24 protein-coding genes and 1 pseudogene are annotated in these 16,693 nt (G+C 32.6%); 2 read left to right on the top strand and 23 right to left on the bottom strand.

Annotation, left to right across the window (positions count from 1 at the left end):
* Positions 1-115: 115 nt before the first annotated feature.
* Both ACB088_RS06060 and ACB088_RS06055 read right to left on the bottom strand, forming a co-directional pair.
* The gene (locus ACB088_RS06060) at positions 116-352 is read right to left on the bottom strand and encodes a hypothetical protein (RefSeq protein ID WP_045431740.1); all 237 of its coding nucleotides are present in this window, start codon (positions 350-352) and stop codon (positions 116-118) included.
* A gap of 333 nt (positions 353-685) precedes the next feature.
* The gene (locus ACB088_RS06055; RefSeq protein WP_375038310.1) at positions 686-895 is read right to left on the bottom strand and encodes a hypothetical protein; all 210 of its coding nucleotides are present in this window, start codon (positions 893-895) and stop codon (positions 686-688) included.
* A gap of 352 nt (positions 896-1,247) precedes the next feature.
* On the opposite strand from ACB088_RS06055, the gene ACB088_RS06050 reads away from it, so the two are divergent.
* A complete protein-coding gene (locus ACB088_RS06050) occupies positions 1,248-1,424 on the top strand; it encodes a hypothetical protein (RefSeq protein WP_166645289.1) in 177 nt (58 codons plus the stop codon).
* Positions 1,425-1,700: 276 nt separating this feature from the next.
* Here the strand turns inward: ACB088_RS06050 and ACB088_RS06045 are convergent, their stop codons facing one another.
* From ACB088_RS06045 to ACB088_RS06035, 3 genes are all read right to left on the bottom strand, one after another.
* Positions 1,701-1,931, bottom strand: coding sequence for a hypothetical protein (locus ACB088_RS06045; RefSeq protein WP_005040408.1), 231 nt, complete (start codon positions 1,929-1,931; stop codon positions 1,701-1,703).
* Between the two features lie 98 nt (positions 1,932-2,029).
* Entirely contained in the window at positions 2,030-2,170 is a 141-nt protein-coding gene (locus ACB088_RS06040) for a hypothetical protein (protein WP_092705963.1), read from the bottom strand.
* Between the two features lie 267 nt (positions 2,171-2,437).
* Positions 2,438-2,851 (bottom strand): hypothetical protein, encoded by a 414-nt coding sequence (locus tag ACB088_RS06035; RefSeq protein ID WP_375038309.1) that lies wholly within the window; start codon positions 2,849-2,851, stop codon positions 2,438-2,440.
* Between the two features lie 307 nt (positions 2,852-3,158).
* Here ACB088_RS06035 and ACB088_RS06030 point away from each other — a divergent pair, with 307 nt between their 5' ends.
* The gene (locus tag ACB088_RS06030) at positions 3,159-3,419 is read left to right on the top strand and encodes an Arc family DNA-binding protein (protein WP_199991279.1); all 261 of its coding nucleotides are present in this window, start codon (positions 3,159-3,161) and stop codon (positions 3,417-3,419) included.
* 103 nt (positions 3,420-3,522) lie between these two features.
* On the opposite strand, the gene ACB088_RS06025 is transcribed toward ACB088_RS06030, so the two are convergent.
* The 18 genes and pseudogenes from ACB088_RS06025 to ACB088_RS05940 all read right to left on the bottom strand — a co-directional run bounded on the left by ACB088_RS06025 (position 3,523) and on the right by ACB088_RS05940 (position 16,684).
* On the bottom strand, positions 3,523-3,663 hold the full coding sequence (locus ACB088_RS06025) for a hypothetical protein (RefSeq protein WP_004642928.1): 141 nt from the start codon (positions 3,661-3,663) through the stop codon (positions 3,523-3,525).
* Between the two features lie 276 nt (positions 3,664-3,939).
* Positions 3,940-4,653 (bottom strand): DUF2314 domain-containing protein, encoded by a 714-nt coding sequence (locus ACB088_RS06020; protein ID WP_092706142.1) that lies wholly within the window; start codon positions 4,651-4,653, stop codon positions 3,940-3,942.
* A gap of 257 nt (positions 4,654-4,910) precedes the next feature.
* Positions 4,911-5,219 carry a hypothetical protein gene (locus tag ACB088_RS06015; protein WP_375038308.1) on the bottom strand — a complete coding sequence of 103 codons (309 nt, stop codon included), beginning with the start codon at positions 5,217-5,219 and terminating at the stop codon, positions 4,911-4,913.
* A gap of 191 nt (positions 5,220-5,410) precedes the next feature.
* The gene (locus ACB088_RS06010) at positions 5,411-6,268 is read right to left on the bottom strand and encodes an Imm49 family immunity protein (RefSeq protein ID WP_375038307.1); all 858 of its coding nucleotides are present in this window, start codon (positions 6,266-6,268) and stop codon (positions 5,411-5,413) included.
* 66 nt (positions 6,269-6,334) lie between these two features.
* A complete protein-coding gene (locus tag ACB088_RS06005; protein ID WP_375038306.1) occupies positions 6,335-6,796 on the bottom strand; it encodes a hypothetical protein in 462 nt (153 codons plus the stop codon).
* A gap of 115 nt (positions 6,797-6,911) precedes the next feature.
* The gene (locus ACB088_RS06000) at positions 6,912-7,391 is read right to left on the bottom strand and encodes an SMI1/KNR4 family protein (RefSeq protein ID WP_375038305.1); all 480 of its coding nucleotides are present in this window, start codon (positions 7,389-7,391) and stop codon (positions 6,912-6,914) included.
* Positions 7,392-7,457: 66 nt separating this feature from the next.
* Positions 7,458-7,964 (bottom strand): DUF2247 family protein, encoded by a 507-nt coding sequence (locus tag ACB088_RS05995; RefSeq protein WP_375038304.1) that lies wholly within the window; start codon positions 7,962-7,964, stop codon positions 7,458-7,460.
* Between the two features lie 101 nt (positions 7,965-8,065).
* Complete coding sequence (locus ACB088_RS05990; RefSeq protein ID WP_375038303.1) at positions 8,066-8,548, bottom strand: hypothetical protein; 483 nt, start codon at positions 8,546-8,548, stop codon at positions 8,066-8,068.
* A gap of 27 nt (positions 8,549-8,575) precedes the next feature.
* Positions 8,576-9,295 (bottom strand): hypothetical protein, encoded by a 720-nt coding sequence (locus ACB088_RS05985; protein ID WP_375038302.1) that lies wholly within the window; start codon positions 9,293-9,295, stop codon positions 8,576-8,578.
* A gap of 138 nt (positions 9,296-9,433) precedes the next feature.
* Entirely contained in the window at positions 9,434-10,276 is an 843-nt protein-coding gene (locus tag ACB088_RS05980) for a hypothetical protein (RefSeq protein ID WP_375038300.1), read from the bottom strand.
* A 178-nt stretch (positions 10,277-10,454) separates the two neighbouring features.
* Entirely contained in the window at positions 10,455-11,033 is a 579-nt protein-coding gene (locus ACB088_RS05975) for an SMI1/KNR4 family protein (RefSeq protein ID WP_375038299.1), read from the bottom strand.
* 226 nt (positions 11,034-11,259) lie between these two features.
* Positions 11,260-11,775, bottom strand: a complete 516-nt coding sequence (locus ACB088_RS05970; protein ID WP_375038298.1) for a hypothetical protein — start codon at positions 11,773-11,775, stop codon at positions 11,260-11,262.
* A 125-nt stretch (positions 11,776-11,900) separates the two neighbouring features.
* A pseudogene (locus ACB088_RS05965) lies at positions 11,901-11,999 on the bottom strand (TetR family transcriptional regulator); the annotation flags it as partial.
* A gap of 91 nt (positions 12,000-12,090) precedes the next feature.
* A complete protein-coding gene (locus tag ACB088_RS05960; protein ID WP_375038297.1) occupies positions 12,091-12,387 on the bottom strand; it encodes a hypothetical protein in 297 nt (98 codons plus the stop codon).
* A gap of 62 nt (positions 12,388-12,449) precedes the next feature.
* A complete protein-coding gene (locus ACB088_RS05955) occupies positions 12,450-12,995 on the bottom strand; it encodes a TetR/AcrR family transcriptional regulator (protein WP_375038783.1) in 546 nt (181 codons plus the stop codon).
* Positions 12,996-13,618: 623 nt separating this feature from the next.
* On the bottom strand, positions 13,619-14,494 hold the full coding sequence (locus tag ACB088_RS05950; protein WP_375038296.1) for a metal-dependent hydrolase: 876 nt from the start codon (positions 14,492-14,494) through the stop codon (positions 13,619-13,621).
* Positions 14,495-14,527: 33 nt separating this feature from the next.
* Positions 14,528-15,757, bottom strand: a complete 1,230-nt coding sequence (locus ACB088_RS05945) for an NADH:flavin oxidoreductase/NADH oxidase family protein (RefSeq protein WP_375038295.1) — start codon at positions 15,755-15,757, stop codon at positions 14,528-14,530.
* A 57-nt stretch (positions 15,758-15,814) separates the two neighbouring features.
* Positions 15,815-16,684 (bottom strand): metal-dependent hydrolase, encoded by an 870-nt coding sequence (locus tag ACB088_RS05940; RefSeq protein ID WP_375038294.1) that lies wholly within the window; start codon positions 16,682-16,684, stop codon positions 15,815-15,817.
* Positions 16,685-16,693 lie beyond the last annotated feature (9 nt).

Raw genomic sequence — 16,693 nt, 5'->3', positions numbered from 1 at the left:
TTTTATTTATGCCTGATGCATTAAAGCACACCCATTTGCTTAATTATCTATAAGGGTAAAAATCACAAGATTATTTAAAAACTTTAAAAAAGAGCACCTAAGTGCTCTCTCGTTCTCATTGATTTTTGGATAAGGCAAAATTTATTGCCCTGTCATATGCGTGTTCTTGTAGCTCAGTATATACATAGAAATCCTGTTCTGCCTTGGTAACAGGATTAATGAGTTTCATTGGTTCATAACTATGAGTATTTAAATCATTGGGATCAACATCAAATGCTTCTAATTGCTGCTCTCTCCACTCGCCACTTAGAACACCACCCACACAAAGCCATTTTGTTGAATTGTCTGACATATATAATCCTTATTATTGGAGGTGCTTTTATACCATATCACGGCGACCTTTAAGTCAGTTTAATTTTTCATCCCATCAAAAGATAAAGCCCGTTGTTTAGGAGATAGCTAAGTTTTTTAGCTCATCTTGGCGACTAAATTTAATGTGCTTTATATTCATACATTTTTCTTTAAGCTCACCCAAGGCTGACGACACCATTGGAGCAGTCATCATGCTTCTACTGCGCATTCTTTTAGCAGACTGCCAAGATCAATTCAAAGCGGGCTTCGTGGACCATAAGAAGTTCGGCAAATCAAAATCAACTATTAAAAAACCCACTGAAGTGGGTCATATTTACTCTATATAATAGCTGTTGCCATCAGAACTGTAGAAAATCGAATTTGAAGTAGGGTAAATAAATTCACCTTTTAACAAAATATATTCAACTTTGGGTCTCTGAACTCTAGATGAATGATTGATTTTATTAGTGTTTACTTCTATATAATTTGCCTGTGCTCTTTTTTCTTTACCTTGGAAATCAATAATTGTAATGTCTTTTAGCATTCATATGCTCCAATTTAATCATGCATATTATGCCTAACGATATTTTTATACTATCAATATTTTGTAGGCAACTAGATTGAATTAATTTTAAAACTTTATTAATCCACTATTTTGAAATCATTTATATATGTGTGCTTTATGTACCCCTACTTGAAATTCGGATGACGTAATTTCAAAATTTAAAGGATAAGACTCAACAGGTTATATATAATTGATTTTATTTATGAAATAAGTCATCGAGATAAAGATCTTTTCTAGGACATATCAACACATATAAGTCTTAAAACTACCGCAATGTAAAGGCTTTTAAAGCGTACTATGAACTCTCCCTAGTGAAGATAAGAAGATAAAAATGTCAGGTTTTAAAAGTTTTTCTCAGAATACAACAAACAACACTAATATCATCAAAGCTCAAATGAACAAGCATTCTTCAGCAACACCACCTACTGAAACTCAGCCTTCACAAGTTCCTGGCACTGTAAAAGATCTGCCTGAGAATAATGAACAACCTGATCCTAATAACAAATAATTTCTTATTAACAGTGCCTTGGACGTTGTTTTGAGGCTCTGCTACTATAAAGAATAAATTAGTGCACTGATTTATTATAATATTAACTACTTTTATCAATTTGATTTGTTTAGTTATTTAAGAAATTACAGCCATTCATTCCAGAAAATTGATATGACTAGTCTCTCAGATATGAGGGGCTTTTTTAATTGTTTTTTCCACTTAACCAGTATTTAGCCGACCACCCTAGATAGATTAAGCCCACCAAAATTGGCGGGCTTATTTTTTATATCTGAATTATGAAAGGTATGGATGTTTTTGCGCCAAGTAATCATTCGCTATTTTTGTTGTCTCAGCATAGGTCAACTCTGCACACAGCCAAAAGCGATAAGTGTTTTCACCAATAATGTAACTTTGACGATTGTAAGTAGATTCCTTACTTGTATCTATTTCACTAGCCTTAAAGAACGTTCCTTCACGGTTATTTACAACTTCGCCGTCTAAATCACCACCAATACAAATGAACATTATAAGAAACCGTAAAATTATGAATTTCAGCTTAACACATAAAGTAAAAAGCCCACCTTACGATGAGCTTTTTATTTAATTAAAATTATTAATATGCATTAGTCTTTAAATTCTGCTAATACAAATTTTTTAACGATTTCATCAAAATTTGGTTTTCGAAGAGTTAGCTTGCTATTTTTTATAGTTTTATACCAATAACTCGCTGCAACTCCCATGCTAATCAAAGCTAACAATTTCATTGCTCACCTCACTTATGGGGAAGAGTAGAATTTAACTTATCATCCACGTTTGTAGCGTTCCAACTCGTTTTAGCAAAGTTTCTGTATATAACTAAAGCAATATGTAATAAAAAAAGCCTACTGCTCAATAAGCTTAAATTTTTTGGATCAACTCTTAATATCATTGAAAATTCTATCCTAGAAGCGTGGCCGCACTGGAACATGAAAGCTGACTTCATTGTTCATACATTACTCCCATTAAAAAAGAGCCTTCCGGCCCTTAAAAATCTAATTTTTACTTTCTTGATACTGCTGGTAAGCAACAATTATCTTCTCTTCAATTTGTAAATTTTCTAAAGTGAAATCATCTTCAATAGACCGTACATTGGAGTTTGTAGGAGCCGATGTACTATGTGAAGGCAAATGCTTTGGAATAGTTACCAATTGAGTTCTTTGGCTTAGATACTTTTCAAGCGCCGCATCCAAATCGGTTTTCTCAAAAAATATATAATCAATATTTAAAGAGTTCACTGTAATGACGTCACAACCATAAAAATTATTAAAGTTTTTGCTTAAATCGGTGTTTGGGTCATGCAAGATATCTTCGTAAGTCTGTAAACTGATAAACACTAAATCAGGATTTCTATCATAACGATCATGATAGCTTGTCCTGCCCTGAACTAAATCAATTCTAATCGTCATAATAATTACTCAAGATGTTGAATCTCAAATATATCAAATAAAAAATAAAAAGCCCCGCCAATAATCAATATTTAGGGGCCATTTACACCATAACTCATTCAGTAAATTCCACCACCATTAATGCGAACCTGTTTAACTTTTTGCAGCCAAAAAGCTAAATAGTTCAAGTTAATTTCACCTAATCAACTTTTATATTAATCAATAAGATATCTTGTTATTCTAATATGAGAACAATATACTATTTTCAAATTGTCCTACAATTATCTTCACTTTATAAATAATAATTTATTACATGGATGGAATAAGCATGAAGAACATCAGTGATAGTGAACCGATTCCTTCTCAATATAGCTTGCGCTTACCAAAAGAACTCAAAGATAAGCTTACACATGCAGCAAATAAAAATCATCACTCTTTAAATAGAGAGATCCTTGTAAGGCTTGAGCAATCATTGCTTGTAGATCAATGCCCTGAATGTGTTAAATATTTAAAGACGATTGAAAATCATAAAACAATATTTGAGGAACAATACAAGATGTTTGAAGAATTAAATAAAAAATTAAAGTAGATAATGATATCAAAATACGTTCGCACCAATTTCTATATATTCCAGTAAAGCAAAAAGCCCATCTTCTGATGAGCTTCTTATTTAATTAAGATTATTAAATGCATTAGGCTTTAAATTCTGCTAATACAAAGTTTTTTACTATTTCATCAAAAGTTGGTTTCAGAAGAGCGGGCTTACTATTTTTTATAGTTTCATACCAATAACTCGCTGCAACTCCCATACTGAACAACGCTAACAATTTCATTGCTCACCTCACTTATTGGGAAGAGTGGAACTTAAAGTATCATTCGCCTTTGTAGCCTTCCAACTCGTTTTAGCGAGGTTTCTGTATGTATTTTAAGCAATGTGTAATAGAAAAGCTGACCTTTATTAGATGAACTTAAATTTTTTGGGTCAATTCTCAAGATCATTGAGAATTTTATCCTAGATAGCATATACCGTATTAGTACTTGAAAGCTGATTTTATTTTTCATAAATTTCACCCATAAAAAAACCCTCCATTAGAGGGTTTGGGTCAAAGCTAATTAAGTAAATTTACAATATTGGTCCACCCCATTTTATGAGCCAAATCTAAAGGAGTCATTGATTGATTATTCACTTCTAACTTATTAGTATTCAACCTTAAAAGTTCTTGAACAAATAAATAATTACCGGCTATAACTTCACGATGTAATAATTGATTACCACTTTCATCTTTTTCAGTAATAATTGTAGGGTCTGTATTTGTAATATTTATGAACTGATCCAAAATACTCTTACACATGGGATGTTCATCTAGATTTTCGGGATAATTTTTCTGGTCATAAACTAGAAAAATTTCATCAGGATTGCCAAAATCAATCCCCCACGCCTCATCATATTCTTTACGATTTACTGCATCTAAAGTTTTACGATATTCTTGAATCGTAAACCCACCATGAACATTGCCATTAGACAAAAACATCCAATCAACTATAGACTCAAATGGAAGCCTTACTGTTTCACCAGCTTGGACATTATCAATAATATAAGGTTCGTTTAACAAAGTTCCTGAAATTGTACTCCCATCAAAATCAACTTGATCAATCCACATATACTCAATCAAAGGTTGATTTTTATCCTCAAGATTTTCTTGGGTAAATGCACATTTCACATAAGCCAGTTCTAGAGCAGGAACAATTCGTCGATATTCCCAATAGAGTTCTCGCCAAAAATATTTAAATGTACTTATAGCTTTCTCAAAAGCTAGAATCATTTCCGGAGATTCATTCTTATGCAATTTATACATATTATCCATATAACAGTTAATTAATATTAAACTTGCTTATATTAACACTATGATAAATTTAAATATCTTGAAATTTCTCCACTATGAACACGAATGTTAAAAAAAAGAGACCTCCGCCAAGACCAAATCAAAGTAGGCGTCGTGGGCTGTAAGAAGTTCGGCAAATTAAAATCAACTATTAAAAAACCCACCGAAGTGAGTTTAATTGCTATCTATAAAAGTGATTAATTACATTTAATAGTCTTATTGAAGGTCTTATAGGTGCCTGTTGTAATTACTTGAGCTGTATATATCTGTTGGCTATGGGTTTGATGGTTATTATTTATTTCACTAAAGCCTTTACCATCACAAACAGTTTCAGCCTTTTTGTTTACTTTGTTTTCCATTGCTTCATTAGAACCCAAAATATTAGAAGTGGTCTGAATCATATAATTTCCATTTTCAAGTTTAGTAGCTTGAGCTGGAAACATTTGTGCGCAACCCGTCAAAGAAAGAGTAGATGTTGCAAGTATTAATAGTAGATATTTATTCATAATTTCTTAGTTCGTTGAAATAAAAAAAGACAAACTATATTTTTAAATTTTAACAGTCAACAATAAAATAAATAAACACCACTACAATAAAAAAGCCCGCAACTTTGAGAGCCTTCTTTAATGCCAAAAGTAGTGCAATTTACTGATTGTTAGCCCACTATTTATCTTGGACATAGCCAAATTTTCAGAACTTATTTAGTGTTCCTTTTGGGTGACCAATCTTTCCATTCACCTTCAAAAGGAGTGAAAATATCAAATTCGCGCATAAATTCCCAAGGCTCGGGATATTCAGGTAAAGGCTTTACAGGCAACCATTCTTTAGGTATCCAAGGAGTATCTATATTTAACTGATATCCATTTCTCCATGCTAATTTGCTATAAATTACAGCATGAGTAGCAATAAAATGCTCAGTAAAAGTAAATGCAAATTCAAAATTACGGACTTTGGCAATTTTTGGACTAGTTAATTCAGTCAAAATATTTTCCATTTCACCCTTATCACCATTGGCTAAGGCAAGATAAAAACGATGGTCAATTAAATACTTTTTATCCTTTTTTAAATCAGTTTGCAAAATGAGTTCACAACGTTCACGTAATTTATCCCACTCATGATTAAGAGCTAAGATCAACTGGTACCCATGAAAATCGGGCTTACGTGGATTATCACGGTCTTTAATTGAGCCTAGTCGATCATATGATACTCGGTGCTGACTATACCAAGAAATAATCTCTTCGTTATCTGATAATAAAGCATATAAATGTTTATAGGCAGGAAACCATTCTATAGCATCAAACTGAAACACCATACGATTCAGTCTAGCTGTAATAAAACACCACTGTTTAAAAGCAATTAAATTACTATCCCGAAACCAAGATACTATTGCATTGGCTTCAGCATAAATCCCTAACATTCCTATACAAAATGGTACATCACCTTTGTTATTTGTAATGTAGTCAATCAAATTAACTGTATTTTCATTAGATTCAGCATGTTGAATTACATGTGCTAATGCTTTTTGATATTCTTCCTTATTTTTAATACTATTCATAAAGGCTGATTTTCCATGAAGAAGCTAATTTTCTTAAAATTAAATATTGACTAAAACTCTAATTAACTACTCAAGCATAATTTTTGACTCTTTTAATAAATCGCCATACTCATAAATATCTTTAAAAAAATTTAATGCTAATTCTAAATCGTGGTTAACATATTTTGCTTTCCATTCATCTTCATGGGGCCCAAAAATATAAATCTCATCAGGGTTTTTAGCTTTTCTGTTTATAAGACGTAAATACATACCCGCCGGATATTCCTCATTTTCACTAATACTGTATCCAAATAAATAACCATATCTAGAGTCACAAACCATGCTGTAACTATCAATATCACTATATGCTAATCGCTCAGACTCTTCAGAATAATCCGCATCTGTCTTATGAATAATGACACTACCTCCAAAAGAAAAAACGTTCTTAATTATATTTGATAATTTTTCCCAACCCATTTCTTTTAAATCTATTCTTTTCTCTGAAAAAAATGGAGTTCTTACTACATAACTACAAACATATAAAATCATTAGTAACCTTTAATATTTAATTTACCAATCGCTCTGTCTCCAAACCGCTATTTTTCAACTATTGAGCACTGTTAAATAAAGTATTATTTAAAAATCAAAAAACTATCGTAGATTGCTAATACTCAATAAATTCATGTAAAGCATTAATAAAATTTTCAAAATTATCTGCTAGGTACAGAATCTTTCTTTTACCCTCATTCATTCCAAAATCATAGAATTCATCGTGTAAAACAAGCACAATCTTAGGTTGATCTTTTATCCAAGGAAATCTGTAATCAAAACAAATAAAATTTCCACCAGGTGTCGATCCAAATCCTATCAATTTTCCAGCATAATCATCATCGCCTTCAGGAAATTGCATTCCTTGTATTCGAGGTTCATGCAAGTATCCTCCTAACTCTACTGTACTGATATTTAGCTCACCGTCAGTATCAACATAGTCAAAGCTAGAAATTTCAGGATAGATGCCATCATGTTGAGAAATAAGTTCAACATATTCTGGCGGAAATACTACCTCTAAGGTAGCTGCAAAATTTTCAATAATTTCTTTATTAATTGCGCCATTTGGATACTGATCCCCAATATCTTGTAGCATTTGATGGTTCTCCACTATTTAAAAAATTTGCCTAATATTCTTAAATGTCATAAATCATACAGTGCTTTATTTGTACTTTAGGGCACTCTTTTGTAAGTAATTTTCCCAATTCTTCATTAAGCGATTAATATTTTCTGCATAAGAATACAATGATGGATTATATCCATCTGTAGGAGGCATATATTTAATAAAACTATCCATTTCGGCTGGATAATCAAAATCTGTATAAATAATTTCTACTTCATCTAAAGGATCTTCAAAACTTGCGCGATTAATCCAAAGCCAGCTAAGAATTACATATAACCATTTTTGATTGGTAATCGCATATTCATCTTCTTTAAAGTTAGGACATAGTTCATTAATAAAAGGAGTGATGTCATTTGATTCACTCGGTATAAGGAATGACAGCTCAAGTTCAGCTTTAGTATAACTCCCTGTTGATACAATATTTTCTGCTTTTTTTATTGGTATTTCTGAAGTGAGAAGATTATTTTCATAGCCCCATTTGATATCACACCATGAAAGGTTCACCTTTTCATCAATAAAATCAGCAGGTATTGGAAACAACGTCATCTCTTTGTGTCTCTGTTCTTAATAAAAGGACTGTAATTCTACTATGTGCAAAATCTTCACAAGTAATAGTTTATTAATTATCAAGCATATATTTAAAAATATTATAACAATTTCAAATTAAGTCTTTTAACTTCAGCTTTATCACCATACCACCACACGGCTTTGTCTTTCACTGGTGCAGACTTTTCTTCGTCAACACCATAATATTCTTCTGGATATTTCGGATATGGACTGCCATCTTCAAATCTAGTTAATGTCGTATTATGAACAAATAAATCATAAATCTGTTGATGACAATTTGGGCAAGCAGGTAATGATCTTAAAAAACGCTTAAGATTATCTTGAATATACTCACAATAAATAGGGCCGCTATCTGGAATACTTTCAGGTTTTTTCTCGTTTAAAATAGGATCACTACGTCCTGTGACCCATAGAATAGTATGGCAATTTGCACATTGCGCACCTAATGGTTCACATCTTTCATATTCGTTTATACCGTACTGCAAGCCATGTTGCTGATAGCCTTTCAAATAGTAAGGTACTACCGCTATTTCACTAGCTGCCACCTGATGCAAAGATCTCATAGGTACTCCTTTTTTTAGAATTCTTTTTTAGAAGAAAAGATAGAATAAAAACATAAAGACACTACCGAGTCCTATTGCCCCCCATGATATTAGCTTAGATATAAATCTATCTTCTTTAAAAAAGAATGGTAAAACCCATTTATTGATGTCTATTTCTCTTAGCCAAGATAAATACCAAGGAAAAGTTAATGCGAATATAAGAGAACTTGTGAACATAGCAACAAATGAAGGTCTCTTGTAAAATTCAGACTCACTCATTTTAAAAAACATTACCCAAAAAATTACTTCTAGAGCGCATAGCAAGACACATAAATAAATATAAAACTTATTCTTCAGATTAGTGATAAAAATTGGAGTTAGTGTCCAGAATGGAAAAACGAATCCAAATCCAAGTCTAAAACCATATAAATCATTATGAATATCAAATAGAAAGAACCGTAGAGGTATTATTAGATAATAAAGAGCAAAAAATATAAGGCTTAAAAACTTAACTCGATTAAGAGTGTTAGAATCAAGGTCTGCAAGAATAGGTTTAGATATTAAATATGCAAAAAAATAAATAGCATAGAAACTAATTAGATAAATAAATATGGAAGAATATGACTCATAGTCAAAAACACCATACAAGAATGAAGATAAAATCCAAAGCAATCCAAAAATAAAGAAATTTTTAGCAATAATAAAAAATGGAGATTTGGTTCTAAGAACTGATGGTTCAATCATAATTTGCACTGCGGTATATCCCATCTATACATAGCCATTTCTAAGTAATGACTATAATTAATTCAAATTTATCAATATATTCGGTAGATATATAAATTCATGCCATTGTATCCTCCTGTACCCCAGCTGTTTGCAACCACACTTTTGAGTAGGTTGATTCAGCTACAAAAAATTTATCTGTATCGTTTCAATTAAATCATCACCTATCACTTCAAATACTTTAATTTTTGCAGAACGAGTGTTCATTAAAGGATGATTTAAAGATATTTCCTCTAATTCATCCAATGCTCTTAATTTATTAATCACATGAATTTCAAGTGGCAATAAAGTAAACGGAGGACTAATAAATTTTGGAGGATACTTACGTAAATCATTATCTATTAATTCTTCGCAGTGTAAATTTGCTATATCTATTAGTAATGGTTCTAAAAATACTGAGTCACATGACCAATTATTTATCAAATCTTTAAATTTTCCATCTATTTTTGATTCTAATCTAAATTCTTCATTAATCCATTTGTAATAAGCCCATAATGAAAAATAGTCATAACTTAAAGGAAAGTCAGATAAAAATTGTTGTTGTAAGCAAAACTCCACTTGGCGTGCTAATTTCTTTGCTAAATTTTTATTATTTAATAGAATCGCCCAAAAAAGTAATGCAGAAAATTCTGAAAAATACTTCTTTAACTCATGTACATTCATTTTATCTAAAGGTTTTATTTTAAAATCTTTTAATTGTAATTCTCTTCCCACCTCTGCATACATCAAAGCAAGATTTAAACTATTTAAAGCATCTATATCTGCATTATTATTTTCAATTTTTAAGAATGCCAATTGGGCATAAGATATAGACATACCCACTATATGATGAGGAAAAAGTATGTCTTTCCCATCTAAGGTATCTAGTATATGTTTTTCATCAGATTTTAACGAATACGCCAAATTTTCAATACTATATGTTTTATAACATTTTAATAATTTATTTAATTCTCTTATTGCTTTCATCAGATAACCCCAATAGTTTTTACAATATAAAAAATTCTTTCTTAAGAATAGTTAACTTAATGATTATAAATTTAAAAACCAATATTTCTGGATAAAATAATTTAAAATTCATAAGATAGTTTAAATATATAAGTTGCAAGAATTTTTATAAATAAAGTTGTATTATTTCTACTTAAATTTAGCTAGAAAGCAATAGTCTTCCTGTTGTTAACTCATCGAATAAAGTAGGATCTTCATCACCTCGAATTGTTCCTTGGGTCGAATCAGAACCTAAACTTTTTCTATATCTGATTAAGTACTCGAATAATGTTCCAAACCTTTTTACTATATTACTATTTTCATCCCACTCATAAACATAATCATTATCATCCTTCGTATACATGAAGAAAATATTCATGTGCTCATTTTCACCACAAATTTCAAAATATTGTTTCTCTACTAAACTAATTTCCTCTCCATTTTCGAGATAATTAATAGCTAATTCTTTATCACTCATTAAATTTTTCTGTCTTTCTAAATTAAACCCAGCACATCTATAATATCTGTATACATAAAAACTATCACCTATAAATAAGCCTCCAGAGCACTTTCCCATTGTTGTTAAAAACTCTTTTAACTGCCCATGTATAGAAATATTATTTAATTTTTCAATTTCAGATATTTCTTTTTCTGAGTACCCATTAACTTTTTCTAATTTTTCAATAAAATAATTTTTTTCAGCTTTAATAGAAGAAAGCATAGTCACCAAGTTATTCATATAAAACACCTTATAGATTGGAAAACCTTGAAATAGATAAATAAAATGAAAATTTAGTTTTAAAAAACCATTAACATCTAAGTAAATTTCTAAAAACCTAAAATATTATGAATTTCATACATTCAAAATAATAATTTTAGACCAAATTAATTATCAATATTTATTAATATAGATAATTTAAAATTTTTAAATAGATTCATAAGTTAGTAAACCAAATTAAAAAATTTTACACATAATTGCCATTCGCATCTATTTCATCTTTAGACCTATTATTATAATCAGAAATTAAAAAAGAAAAATAATTCATCATATTAACTACGATGCTTCTTGAAAAATCCAATTCCATATAAAGCCCATATTTTATATCTCTATGCGATTCAAAAAAAGTTTGCACTATTATATTAAAAAAAGCCAACCAATCTTCATCAATGTTTTTATTGTTTTTATTAGTTATAGTCACTGATAAAATTTCATCTCTTTTTTCTAAAAAAATACCAATAAGATATCCTCTTAAATAGTCATGAAATGCAGACAAATTCCTTCCAAAATATTTTGTATTTGGATGAATGTCATTCAAATGCTCTCGATTATTTCCATATATTTTCTCGCCAAAAAAATCATAAACTTGTTGAAGATCATCAAAACCAGATATGTCAAAGCAAACTTTAATAAGTTGCTTACTATTTGTTTCTTGCTTATTAAAAAAATGACATGAATCATCTTTAATTTTTATATTTTGCACAATACAACTCCAACCCTATGAAAAGATTAACGTAATTTTCATTTACATATATAGGTATTTAAGTTTAACGGAAAATTTAAATTGAAATTCACAAAACTATATTTTCAAACAATTCAGTTTAAAATTTATACCTCAAAAAACCTCTCCACCACCACATCCCTATCCTCCAAACTGTTCGAGCTTAAAACCTGAAACATCAAACCATCAAGTAAGTCTAAAACCATATAAACCATCATAAATTTCAATTAGAAAGCACATAGCCATTCCTATGTTAAATTAACTACTATATTCTTTGAAAAATCAATTCATATAGGCTCAAGAATTAATATTTACAAGTTGTTTTTTAAATATTTTTAATGCCTCATGTCTAGTTTTTTGTGTATATTTTTTTGGCATGCCTGCTATTTCTTTAAGTATTAAGATTATTTCATCAGAAATATACTCGTTTTTTTTACTCAATAGGTTTAAAGCTAATATTGTCCAATATTCAGAAGTACTATCAGTTAGAGCAAAAATAAGTATTTCTCTAATTTGTTCCAAAGAATAGACTTCAGCAATATTTTCGAGTTCTTTATTTTCAAGTATTAATAAGCCTGTCCTAACATCTTGCATTAAAATCCCCCTCATTATTTTACCTTTAGTTAGTAAACTTTAGAATTATGCATTATCAAATATTACCCAAAAAACCTCTCCACCACCACATCCCGTTCATCCAAACTGTTTGAGCTTAAAATCTGGAACATCAAACCATCAATAAGATTTAAAACCATGTTGGCATCGGGTTTTAGTGGACAGTTTTCTAAACTAAAAACCAGATCAAAAATCTCGTGAAGCAGCCATTTTCTATACTCAATTACCATACGGTAGGCCTGCGGGTAAATCTGTTTAATTTCAAAAATGGCTTTAAGCAATAGATAGTACAGACTATTAAAATTGACATGTAAAACAATAATCTCTTTAAGTTTATCGCTTGAGGTTCGGTAACGGCTTGAGTAGATAATTGCTAGCACCTCTTCTTTCAGTCGGCTTTTTTGAAAGGATACGCACGTTTCAATCAGGCGTTCTTTTGAGTGAAAGTAGTTGTAAAAAGTGGCTTTAGGAATTTTAGATTTTTTGGCAATCAGGTCTACGCCTGTATTGTGAAATCCATAGATATTGAATAGCTCTATTGCGGTATGAATAACCTGTAATTTTTTGGAAGATGTTTCTAAAGTTGGCATATTTTTACCGTTATAAATTCTTGTTGTTTCTAAATGAGAGATAAAAGCCATTACCCTTTCTGGGAGAAAAAAAGGCACAGCAAAGCCGTAAAGACTGTGCTTGGCACATCTCAAGTTTTATTGTTGCTAAGTTTTTAGACGTGACGAATTAAAGCCTGAAAAGCCAATAGCTCATCAAACTGTTTTAAAGTGATTTAAGTTGTATCAAGATAGATTTTGACAATGACTACCAATAATTTATGAATGTGCAAAGCCGACTCCTTTAAACTTGGAGTTCTGCCGAAACATTATAAATTATGGTGGCAGAACGGAAGCAGGTTGACGGACTGGTTTGAACTCCAGCACACTCGAAAGTGTCCCACTCCCGTCCTACCGCTACGGGAGGGAACGAGGTGTGCATACAAAACTATTCCTCAGAAGAAATAGTCCTGATGTGGTTCAAATAACGGTCCGTCAAAACCGACTGGCAATGTAGGCCAGCCCGCAAATGGTAATCTGCAATATTTAAGGTGTCAATGTGAAATTGGCTAGAAATTATTTAATTAATTATTGTTTTTCATTAAATTACACAATTAAGAAAAACCTTAAATAATGGCTTAACAATTTACTTTTACAACGGTCATTTAAGTGGCCTGCTTGTAATTGCCATCATTTAAAAATGCCAATGCTTGCTCAGTTGATCCTTCATTTAAAGGACTATAATTGGGATTAAAGTAACGTAAACAGGCACCTATTATATTGTCAGCTTTAGGCACACGGTCTTGTCGAGCTGCTCGGAAATAATCTTTAAAACGAAAACGATGCGGTAATTGAGCGTCTTGTTCTACTAGATTTTCGACAGCAACATAAGCCAAAACAATAAATAGAGGGAACGTGAAAACTGCCGCCCCCACTCGAAGTAGATTGCTATTGCTGAAGTATCTAAACATCGCATGGGCTACTTCACGGTGCTCAACCTCTTCGGCCCCGTGCCATTGCAATAGACGCAACATTTCTACATCTACAGGTGCTTGTTGTAATCCCTCAGCATTAAGAACCCAATCTCCTAACACTCCAGTCAGATGCTCGGCAGCAGCCACCATTGCTAATCGGGTCGTCAACCACATCGACTTTAAGCGTGGGCGCTTCAATTCATAGCCTAATGGTTTGGGACCAATCATGTCATTAAATATCCAATTCATCATCTTGGTATAACGACTTAAATCAATCCCTAAAGCCTCTATGTGCCGAGTTCCTAGAGTGTGCCCATAACTATGAGCACCCTCTTGTTTAATGAAAGCAATAGCTGCCTCTTTAAGTTTTTCATCTTTAATATAAGGCAATGCATCTCTAAAAGTCTGACAAAACCAACGTTCTGGTGCAGGTGTAATCGGGTTAATTGAATTTAATATTTGTGAAACGATTGGATCATCATAAATCCAATGCCTTGGTGTTTCAGTAAAATTAAATACAGGGCGCCGCGGAACAATGACATGGTTTTGTCTGATTAAACTATTCATGATAACAACTCCTTATATCAAAAGCGTTTACCACTAATCCTGAGTCAAAATGTTAAAGCCCATACGTGGACCAAAGGCAATCAATGTATGGATTAATCCTTTAATTGCTTTCGGTTGTTGCCCACTGCTAATACGGCGAAATTGCGCTGCATGCCAACCGAGTTGCAAATAAGCATCTACTGGTTTATATCCAATCGCTGGAATTTTTGCTGGTTTTAATACTGATTTTCCGGCTAGTAGTTGTTTGGCTAAATCGGGCTGTATTGCAAAAGGCCGAGCCAACCCCACCATATCAACCGTACCATTGGCAATAATGTGATTCATAAAATCTACATCACGCAGTCCGCCTGTTAACATCAGGGGCAATTTGCTTTGCTTACGAAGTGCAGTGGCATAGTCAATAAAATATGCATCACGCTGAGCAGAACGCTCAGGCGCATAGCCTAACTGGGCAGGAGATTCATAATTGCCGCCGGAAATCTCTAATAAGTCGATCCCTTCTGCTTCTAAAGCTAATGCAATTTTTAAAGATTCTTCCTGACTTAAGCCGCCTTTTTGAAAATCGGCAGAGTTGAGTTTTACGCTTAATATTTTATGTTTGCCAATCGCTTGGCGAACCGCTCGCACAGTTTCAATCAACATACGTTGTCGGTTTTCAGGACTTCCTCCCCATTGATCGGTCCGAACATTTGAGAGCGGTGACAAAAATTGCGAGAGTAAATAACCATGTGCAGCATGAACCTGTACGCCATCAAACCCTGCTTTAACAGCCAGTTCAGCAGTTGTGGCAAAGCGCTTAATTTGCTCTAAAATATCGGCTTCAGTCATCGCCCGCGGAACACGAATAATATTCATGGCAGGTAAATCAAGCCCGACTGCGGATGGTGCGATCGGCTTTTTCAAAAGTGGTAAAACCGCAACACGACCCGGATGGTTAATTTGCATAATGATTTTGCTGCCATTGGCTTGGGCAGCCTGAGCCCATAACTTATGTGCTTGTAAAAATTGCTCATTTTGCAAAACGACATTTCGTGGCTCAACAAAGGCACGATGGTCAATCATTACATTGCCCGTAACTAACAACCCAGTTCCACCCCTCGCCCATGTTGCATAAAGTTGCTGTAAGTCTGTGGTGGGTGAACCGTGTCGATCTGCCAATTGTTCACTCATGGCCGACTTTGCAATACGGTTTGGTATGGTTATGCCACATGCCAATTTTAATGGTTGCTGTAGCGAAGAATTTGTAAATGTAGATTGTGCCATGGTAATTATTCCTAAAATTGTTTGTTCTGTAGGTGCTGCATAAACATCAACTTTTGATTACTTCAACAGCTCTTCATTGAAATATTGCTTTTTTAATAAGTTCATCATGTCCCGATTGTCATGCTGCCAAGGATGAAAATCTGCGGAGAAAAAATCGCGATAATTTTTACCAATACGTCTGACTAGACCTTGTTCTCCAAACAAATAACGAAAACCTTCATAAAGTTCTTTTAAATCTCGTTGTTTTCCAGAAGCTCGTAACAGTTCTGCTGTTCCTCTGGTGGTAATGATAAGAAAAGAAAGCGTGGTTTCTATCATCACCCATCGCAAGAAATAAGGTCTATTGACCAAAGACTGATATACATCAAAAGCTACAGCTTTATGTTCTGTTTCCTCAATCGCATGCCATGCCCAAATTTTTCTTACATGGGCATTAAATAATTCTAAATCTTGGGGCGCGGTACTAATAAAATAGTCAGCTAGAATTGCTGTGAGGTGTTCCATACATACGGTGCATGCAAGCTGATGAGCTGTAGAGAGTTGCTCTTGCATTAAGCGATTCATCTTTTTAAAGCGCTTATAAATTCGGTCTACCGGATAGCCCTTTTTCAGCATGACCGCATTGAGCGCGTCGTGTTCTTTACCGTGATGTGCTTCTTGACCAATAAAAGCACGGACTTGTTTAAGTAGAACAGGATCTTCAATTTTTGCCTGATAATTACGTACACTATGAATAAATTGACGTTCACCATCTGGAAATGCGCTCGATAATGCAGTCAATAACATTGTGAGTAAGGCATTGTTATTAAACCAGAACTCAGGAATTTCATCTGAAAAATTAAAATCCATTGTTCTTACAGGAATATCAATTGAAGCCGAAATTTTAGAAAAATCTTGTGTTTGTTTTGACTTAAAGAACGCATTCATCTTTATTCT

Source organism: Acinetobacter sp. RW6 (genome assembly GCF_041956835.1).
In the GTDB taxonomy this organism is placed as follows: domain Bacteria; phylum Pseudomonadota; class Gammaproteobacteria; order Pseudomonadales; family Moraxellaceae; genus Acinetobacter; species Acinetobacter calcoaceticus.
This window is presented reverse-complemented; position numbering and strand designations above follow the sequence as displayed.